The following is a 249-nucleotide window of genomic DNA, read 5'->3' on the forward strand; positions in this document are numbered from 1 at the left end:
AGCGAGTTGATATTCGCAACATCGAAGGTATGAAGATTTGGAGCCCGGCATTAAGCGAATATATTCCGTTGCAGCAAGTGACGCTTGGCTACGAATTGGAATGGGAAGATCCACTTATCATCCGTAAGAACCGTAAGCGTATGCTGACGGTAATGGCCGACAACGACCTATTGGGTGAAGAAACGGCTTCGACGTTACAGAAACGCTTACAGCCACAAATTGAAGCGATTGAGATGCCACCGGGTTATT

Annotated in this window: 1 protein-coding gene; it reads left to right on the forward strand. The window is 47.0% G+C overall.

What is annotated here, in order from left to right; genetic code table 11:
* On the forward strand, window positions 1-249 hold a 249-nt coding region (locus AB4486_RS27750; protein WP_372120022.1), incomplete at both ends, for a hypothetical protein.

It is taken from the genome of Vibrio sp. 10N.222.55.C6, from assembly GCF_041473395.1.
Lineage (GTDB): Bacteria > Pseudomonadota > Gammaproteobacteria > Enterobacterales > Vibrionaceae > Vibrio > Vibrio crassostreae_C.